The organism is Pseudoxanthomonas sp. LjRoot204_2 (assembly GCF_056175765.1).
In genome coordinates this window covers 1-7,269 of sequence record NZ_JBGFFG010000162.1, presented here as the reverse complement: position 1 = coordinate 7,269, position 7,269 = coordinate 1, and the positions used below count along the sequence as shown (strand labels likewise).

7 protein-coding genes and 1 pseudogene are annotated in these 7,269 nt (G+C 69.7%); 4 read left to right on the top strand and 4 right to left on the bottom strand.

Features of this window, described 5'->3' with window-relative positions; all coding sequences use genetic code 11:
- Positions 1–362, top strand: a pseudogene (locus AC04L7_RS09300) (epimerase); the annotation flags it as partial.
- A 93-nt stretch (positions 363–455) separates the two neighbouring features.
- Positions 456–971, top strand: a complete 516-nt coding sequence (locus AC04L7_RS09295; RefSeq protein ID WP_296278728.1) for a hypothetical protein — start codon at positions 456–458, stop codon at positions 969–971.
- An 11-nt stretch (positions 972–982) separates the two neighbouring features.
- Here AC04L7_RS09295 and AC04L7_RS09290 read toward each other — a convergent pair whose 3' ends face one another.
- On the bottom strand, positions 983–1,780 hold the full coding sequence (locus tag AC04L7_RS09290) for a TatD family hydrolase (protein ID WP_436000876.1): 798 nt from the start codon (positions 1,778–1,780) through the stop codon (positions 983–985).
- 44 nt (positions 1,781–1,824) lie between these two features.
- Here AC04L7_RS09290 and hrpB point away from each other — a divergent pair, with 44 nt between their 5' ends.
- Both hrpB and AC04L7_RS09280 read left to right on the top strand, forming a co-directional pair.
- Positions 1,825–4,536 carry an ATP-dependent helicase HrpB gene (gene hrpB, locus AC04L7_RS09285; RefSeq protein ID WP_436000874.1) on the top strand — a complete coding sequence of 904 codons (2,712 nt, stop codon included), beginning with the start codon at positions 1,825–1,827 and terminating at the stop codon, positions 4,534–4,536.
- Positions 4,537–4,722: 186 nt separating this feature from the next.
- Positions 4,723–5,103: a hypothetical protein gene (locus AC04L7_RS09280; RefSeq protein ID WP_296278731.1), complete on the top strand. Its 381-nt coding sequence runs from the start codon at positions 4,723–4,725 to the stop codon at positions 5,101–5,103.
- Positions 5,104–5,126: 23 nt separating this feature from the next.
- Here the strand turns inward: AC04L7_RS09280 and AC04L7_RS09275 are convergent, their stop codons facing one another.
- The 3 genes from AC04L7_RS09275 to AC04L7_RS09265 form a co-directional block, all read right to left on the bottom strand.
- On the bottom strand, positions 5,127–5,663 hold the full coding sequence (locus AC04L7_RS09275) for a pseudouridine synthase (RefSeq protein ID WP_436001129.1): 537 nt from the start codon (positions 5,661–5,663) through the stop codon (positions 5,127–5,129).
- Positions 5,664–5,728: 65 nt separating this feature from the next.
- On the bottom strand, positions 5,729–6,316 hold the full coding sequence (locus tag AC04L7_RS09270; protein WP_436000871.1) for a cytochrome b: 588 nt from the start codon (positions 6,314–6,316) through the stop codon (positions 5,729–5,731).
- A partial coding sequence (locus AC04L7_RS09265) for a catalase family peroxidase (protein WP_475512877.1) occupies positions 6,313–7,269 on the bottom strand: 957 nt, incomplete at its 5' end. The genes AC04L7_RS09270 and AC04L7_RS09265, both read right to left, overlap by 4 nt.

The window sequence follows — 7,269 nt, the reverse complement described above, 5'->3', positions numbered from 1 at the left end:
GGGTGAAGCCCGGCCTAGTGTTCAACCGCATCCATGTCGATGACGCCTGCGACGCGATCACCGCTTCGCTATGGCATACGCGCACGCCGGACGCGACCTACCTGATCGCCGACGAGCTGCCGGCACCGCCGCAGGAGGTGCTGGCCCACGCCGCCGCGCTCAGCGGCCTGCCGTTGCCGCCGGCCGAACCCTACGACGCCGAACGCGCATCACCGGCATTGCGTCGCTTCTACGGGGCAAGCAAGCGCATCGACGCGCAGCAGACCCGGGAAGCGCTGCACTGGCGGCCGCGCCACGCCGACTATCGGCAGGGACTGGCATCGCTGTGGGGGGCCGGAGAAGGACGCAGCTGCGCGGGTTGAACCTGCCACGCGAGGGGAGAGCGTCCGCTCCCGGCTTCACGCCGCCCTGACGCTGTCTGCCTCCATGCTTCGCCACCGCTCCGGGGCGTCGCCATGAAGCACCTGCACAAGCTGTTCCTCGCCGGCCACCTGGCCATCATCGCCCTGTTCTTCGCCGCCGCCATCGCGCTCGTCGTCCTGGCCGCGAGCGAGTTGTGGCATGGCGTGGTCATCGCGGGCAACGACGCCGGCCTGCGCGGCCGTTTCGACAACATCCTCGAGAGCATCGGCATGCTGACCATCGGGCTGGTCGCGCTGGAGCTGGCGCAGACGGTGTTCGAAGAAGAAGTGCAGCGCGACGTGAAAGTCAGTGGTCCCACACGCGTGCGGCGTTACCTGTCGCGCTTCCTCGTCGTCATCGTCATCGCACTGTCCATCGAGACGCTGGTCGCCGCGTTCGAACTGATGCACGAAGATCCCCGGCAGTTGCCTTACGTCTTCGCGATCGGCGGCTCGGCGGCGCTGCTGCTGGTGGCGTGGGGCGTGTTCGTCCGCCTCAACCGCAGTGCCGAAGAGCTCGAACCCGAGGCCATGCAGCAGGCCAAGTCTGAGGACACCAAGGTCGGTTGACGCGGTCCTGCTCAGGCGCCTTCCGGCAGCCGGAAGAACGCGCGCGCCGTCGCCGTCGTGGCGGCGGCGGTGACCTCGATGTCCTCGCCGCGGTCGCGCGCCAGCTCGGCCACGATGTGGGCCAGGTACATCGGTTCGTTGCGGCGATGCGAGGGCTGCGGCTTCACCGTGCGCGGCAGCAGGTAGGGCGCGTCGGTCTCGATCATCAGCCGGTTCGCCGGGATGTTCTTCACCAGCTCGCGCAGGTGCAGGCCGCGGCGTTCGTCGCACAGCCAACCAGTGATGCCGATGTACCAGTCCTGGTCCAGGCAGTCGAACAGTTCCTTCTTCGTGCCGGTGAAGCAGTGCACGACGGCCGGGCCGAGCTGGCCGTCGAAGTTCTTCATCATCGCCACGAAGTCGTCGTGCGCGTCGCGCTGGTGCAGGAACAGCGGCTTGCGGGTGTCCACCGCGATCTGCAGCTGCCGCTCGAACGCCTTGCGTTGCGCCGGCCGCGGCGAGAAATCGCGGAAGTAATCCAGTCCGCATTCGCCCACCGCGACGACCTCGGTATGCGCATGCAGCGCGCGCATCTCGGCGTCGCATTCGTCGGTGTACTCGGTGGCGTGGTGCGGGTGCACGCCTGCCGTGGCGAACAGCTCGCCCGGATGCGCCTGCGCCAGGCGCAGGGCCGTCGGCGAATGCTCGCGGCTGGCGCCGGTGACCACCTGCTGCACCACGCCGGCTTCGCGCGCGCGCTGGAGCACCGCGTTGCGGTCGTGGTCGAAGCTTTCGTGGGTGAGGTTGGCGCCGATGTCGATGAGATCCATGGCGGCATTTTAGCCGGTGTAGGCGCTGGGTTCTGGGATGTGCGATGTGGGAGCGACGTAAGTCGCGATGCGGCTTCCGCGGTGATTCATCGCGACTTACGTCGCTCCCACATCCAGGTGCAAGAGTTCGACCGGGAAAGCCTTATCCTTCCCACCGCATGCCATCACCCACGTTCCCGATCACCCCACTGCTGCCGGACATCGTCCGCAGCCTGTCCGACCATCCGCGCCTGGTGCTGGAAGCCCCGCCCGGTGCGGGCAAGACCACGCAGGTCCCGCTGGCGCTGCTGGACGAGCCGTGGCTGCAGGGCCGCAAGATCGTGATGCTGGAACCCCGCCGCGTGGCGGCGCGCGCGGCGGCCGGTTTCATGGCGAAGCAACGCGGCGAAGCCGTCGGCGAGACGGTGGGCTACCGCATCCGCTTCGAGAACAAGGTCGGGCCGGACACGCGGATCGAAGTGGTCACCGAAGGCATCCTGACCCGGATGATCCAGGACGATCCGATGCTGGAGAGCGTCGGTGCGATCCTGTTCGACGAATTCCACGAACGCCACCTGGCGGGCGACCTCGGTCTGGCGCTCGCGCTGGACGTGCAGGCGCAGCTGCGCGAGGACCTGCGCATCGTCGTGATGTCCGCCACGCTCGACGGCGAGAAGCTGGCGCGGTTCCTCGATGCGCCACGGCTGAGCAGCGAAGGCCGCGGCTTCCCGGTCCAGGTCGCGCACTTCCCCGCGCGCCGCGACGAGGCGCTGGAGGTCCAGGTACGTCGCGCCGTCGAGCATGCGGTGCAATCGCATCCCGGCGATGTGCTGGTATTCCTGCCGGGCCAGCGCGAGATCGCGCGGCTGGAGGCGATGTTGAGCCCCTCTCCCACCGGGAGAGGGGTTGGGGAGAGGGGTAACGAAAGTCGCGATGGGGCCGGCAACAGGACTGCGCTCGCCCCTCATCCGCCCTCCGGGCACCTTCTCCCGAGGGGAGAAGGAAAAGAGGACTTCGTCGTCCTCGCCCTGCATGGCGAATTGCCAGTGGAGAAACAGTCCGAAGCGTTGCAGCCGGATCCACAGGGCCGACGCCGCGTCGTGCTGGCGACCAACGTCGCCGAATCGTCGGTGACGCTGCCCGGGGTGCGCGTGGTGGTCGACAGCGGACAGGCGCGGGAGCCTTCATACGACCCGAACAGCGGCTTCTCGCGACTGGAAGTGACGACCATCTCGCAGGCCTCCGCCGACCAGCGCGCCGGTCGCGCTGGTCGCGTGGCCGAAGGGTGGGCGTATCGCCTGTGGCCGCAGTCGCAGCGGCTGGATCCGCAACGGCGGCCGGAGATCGCGCTGGTCGAACTCGGCGCGCTGGCGTTGGAGCTGGCCGCATGGGGCAGCGACGACCTGCGCTTCGTCGATGCCCCGCCGCCCGGCGCGATGAACGCCGCGCGCGACCTGTTGCGCCGCCTCGGCGCACTGACGGCGACGAACGCCATCACACCGCTGGGCAAGCGCATGCTCGCGCTCGGCACGCATCCGCGGCTCGCGGCGATGTTGCTGTCGGCAGGCGAGGGCGAGGACCGCGCGCTCGCCTGCGACCTCGCCGCGCTGGTCGAAGCGCGCGATCCACTGCGGATGGGCGGCGATGCGCTGGCCGCGCGCTGGCGCGCCCTGGCGGCGTTCCGCAGCGGCCGCGCGCCGCAGGACGCGAACCGCTCCGGCCTGGCCGCGATCGAAGCCGCCGCGAAGCAGTGGCGCCGCCGCGTGCGTGAGAACGCAGCGCCGCCATCCTCCGTTGAAGCGCATCGCCTGGGCGACGTGCTGATGCATGCGTTTCCGGACCGCATCGGTTTCCAGCATCCCCAGGACGCGCGGCGCTACCTGCTGGCGAACGGACGCAGCGCACGGCTGTTCGACGACAGTGCGATGGTCGGCGAGCCGTGGATCGTGGTCAGCGAGCTTCGCCATGAAGCGCGCGACGCGCTTGTGCAGCGGGCCGCGCCGCTGGACGAACGGCGACTGCGACGCGACTTCGCCGATCGCTTCGTCACCGAGGACACCGTCCGCTGGGATGCGTCGCGGCGCGCGCTGTCGGCGCAACGCGAATCGCGCTTCGACCAGATCGTGTTCGACGCGCGGCCTGCCGGACGCGTGGATCCCGTGCTCGCCGCCGCCGCGCTGACCGATGCGGTGCGCGACCTCGGTCTGGACGCGTTGCCGTGGCCCGAATCGCTGCAGCAATGGCGCGAACGCGTGCGCTGCCTGCGCGAGTGGATGCCCGACCTCGGCCTGCCCGACCTGTCCGACGACGCATTGATGGCGACGCTCGATACCTGGCTGAAGCCCGCCTTCGCTGGCAAGACGCGGCTGGATGCGCTGGGCGAGGACGATCTGGCGAACGCGCTGAAGTCCGGCCTCGACTGGTCGCTGCGCCAGCGCATCGATGCGCTCGCACCCACGCGGATCACCGTGCCGTCGGGCATGGAGCGCCGCATCGAGTATGCGCACGGCCAGCCGCCGGTGCTGGCGGTGAAGCTGCAGGAGTTGTTCGGCCTGGCCGATACCCCGCGCGTGGCGGACGGCCGCGTGCCCGTCCTGCTGCATTTGCTCTCACCGGGCGGCAAACCCCTGCAGGTGACCTCCGACCTGCGCAACTTCTGGAACTCGACCTACGCCGAGGTGAAGAAGGAGATGAAGGGGCGATACCCGAAGCATCCGTGGCCCGACGATCCCTGGAGCGCCCAGGCGACCCATCGGGCGAAGCCGCGCGGTACGTAGCGTGCGCCATGCGCACGACCGCATGAAGCTCGCCTCATCGCACGGCCTCGCGCATCCGCCTCTCGTTCGCGTGCTTTACGCGCATCACGTTCAGCCGGCGGCCAGCGCGGGGCAGCGGAACTAACACCACGTAAACATCCAGCGCCGGACACTGGCGTCCTCCCCACCCCTTTCAGGGAAGACGCCATGAGCAAGCTGACCACCATCACCGATCGCGCACTCGAGCTGGCCAGCCAGGCCGGTACCAGCCTCAAGCATGCGGTTCCCAGCGCCGACAAGCTGCTGCAGACCGGCGCCGCGCTCGGCGTGGCGAAGACCGGCGGCAGGCTGGCCGTGGGCTTCGTGCGTCGCAATCCTGCCGTCGCCGTGGCCACCGGTATCGGCGTCGGGCTGCTGGCCCTGGTCGCTTACCGCAAGCGCAAGCAGGACCAGGCCACGGGTGCGATCGAAGGCAAGTCGCGCCGCGTTGAAGCGCGCAAGGTCAATGGCACGGCCAAGACCTCCACGGCACGCAAGACCGGAACGCCGCGCAAGCCGCGCAGCACGGCGCGCACCGCCGAGAGCTGATGTCTGATGGCTTGGCGCCCGCGTTACAGCGGGCGCCACATGCCCGGCATCAGGTCACCCAGTCGGGTATCGCCCATCGACGTACGCACCAGTCGCAGCGTGGGCAGGCCGACGGCCGCCGTCATACGCCGGACCTGGCGGTTGCGACCTTCGGTGATGGTGACCGACAGCCACGCATCCGGTACCGACTTGCGGAAGCGCACGGGCGGATCGCGCGGCCACAACGCCGGCGCGTCATCCAGACGCTCGACCAGCGCAGGTCGCGTCGGTCCATCGTTCAACACCACGCCAAGACGCAACGCGTCCAGCTGATCTTCGGTGGGCGAGCCTTCAACCTGCACCCAGTACGTCTTCGGTTGCTTGTGGCGCGGATCGGTCAGCCGGTTCGCCAACGCGCCATCGTCCGTGAGCAGCAGCAAGCCTTCGCTGTCGTAATCCAGCCGACCCGCCGCATAGACGCGCGGCGGCAGGCCGAATTCCGCCAGTGTCCGCCGCGGCGGATCGCTGCGGTCGGTGAACTGGCAGAGCACGTTGAAGGGTTTGTTGAACGCGATCAGCACGCGCGGCGGTCCGGCCATCGACCACGATGCGCATTGCCGCGCGGATGGAGTGTCGGGTCCGTCACTCAGGCGGCCGGCGCCGGCGGCTCGGGCGGCTGGCTATCGGGCGTCGCCGGCCCACGGGGTCTTGCGCGCGCCATGGCCTCGAAAACGCCATCGCGATGCACCCAGGCATGGTGGAGCGCTGCCGCCGCGTGCAGCAGGATCAGCGCGAACAGCGCATAGCCCAGCACGCCATGAGCCTGTCGCAGGGCGCTGTACAGGGCGGGATCGTGCGGAAGGATCGGTGGCAGCGAACAGGTGGCGGTCATGCGGACCGGATAGCCGCCGGCCGACAGCATCGCCCAACCGAGCAGCGGCATGGCCAGCATGGCCGCATACAGCGCGACGTGCGACCCCTTCGCCGCGAGCGCCTGCGGGCGGGAAAGCGAAGCGGGCAGGGGAGGTGGCGGGTGGCGCCAGCGGTACAGCAGGCGGACCAACGCCAGCACCAGCACGGCGATGCCCAGCGGGCGATGCAGGTCGACCAGTGCCGGCCGCCAGGCGAGCGACGCGACCATGCCGACGCCGACGAACAGCATCGTCAGGATCAGGACCGCCATGCCCCAGTGCAGCAGGCGCGCGACCGCATCGAAATGGCCGTGACGGTTCACCGGCCCACCTCCGCGTCCGATGCGGACGGCGGCGTCGCGATGTCGCCGCGCGCAGTCTCGCGCTCGCGACGATTGAACGACACGCTGTACGCAGCGGCGCGTGCAGCGAGGATGGGGTCGCCGGACAGCGCCACGCCGTCCGGCACCACGGTGGGGTCGTAGTTCACGTCGCGGCATGCGCCAGTGGCCTGGGCCTCGCTGCGGTCCAGCACCAGCGTGCCGACCACCTGCTGCGGCCGCGACGCCGGCCACGGCTGCGACGGGTCATCGACCGGATCGCCGGCCACCGCTTCCGTGACCACCATGTCCCAGCGCAGCGGGCCCCGGGCGAGCCGTCCCTGCAGTTCGCGTTGCAGGTAATCCGCTTCGGCCTGCCGGCGTGCGGTGTCGGCCAACGGTTCGAACGCGGCCTGCGGTCGCATCGACCACCGCACGAAGCGCGAGCGGCCTTGTGCATCGATGAATCGGAAGGCGTTCACGCCGTTGTAGTCCGTGTTCGCCCAACTGCTCGACCACGGCGCGGATTTCGCCCAGGCCTGGAAGCGGGCGGCTTCCGGATACTGCGCGAGGAACGCCGCCATCTTCGCCGGGTCGGGCTTGCCGGTGGCCGGATCGGGGCGCGATGCCAGCATCTGTGCATGGAAGCCAGCCGGCGTGGCCACCGCGAAGAACGGGAAGCTGTTCATCGCCATCCGCCATTCCTGCCCGTCGTCCGTCCGCAACGACAGCGCCAAGCTGCGCACGCGCGCCTGCGCCTCGGCGCCGAAGGGATCGCCGCCACCGATCGACAGGCGCCCCTGCACCGGCGTCCTCGGCTGGGCGAAGACGCGGGCACGCGACAGCGCAGCGGCCTGCGGCGTCGGGACGAAATGGCCGGACACGCACATGCCCTTGCTGTGCGCGCGCCGGAAGCCCGGATAGGGCTTGCCGTTCTCGATGTCGTCGACCAGCCG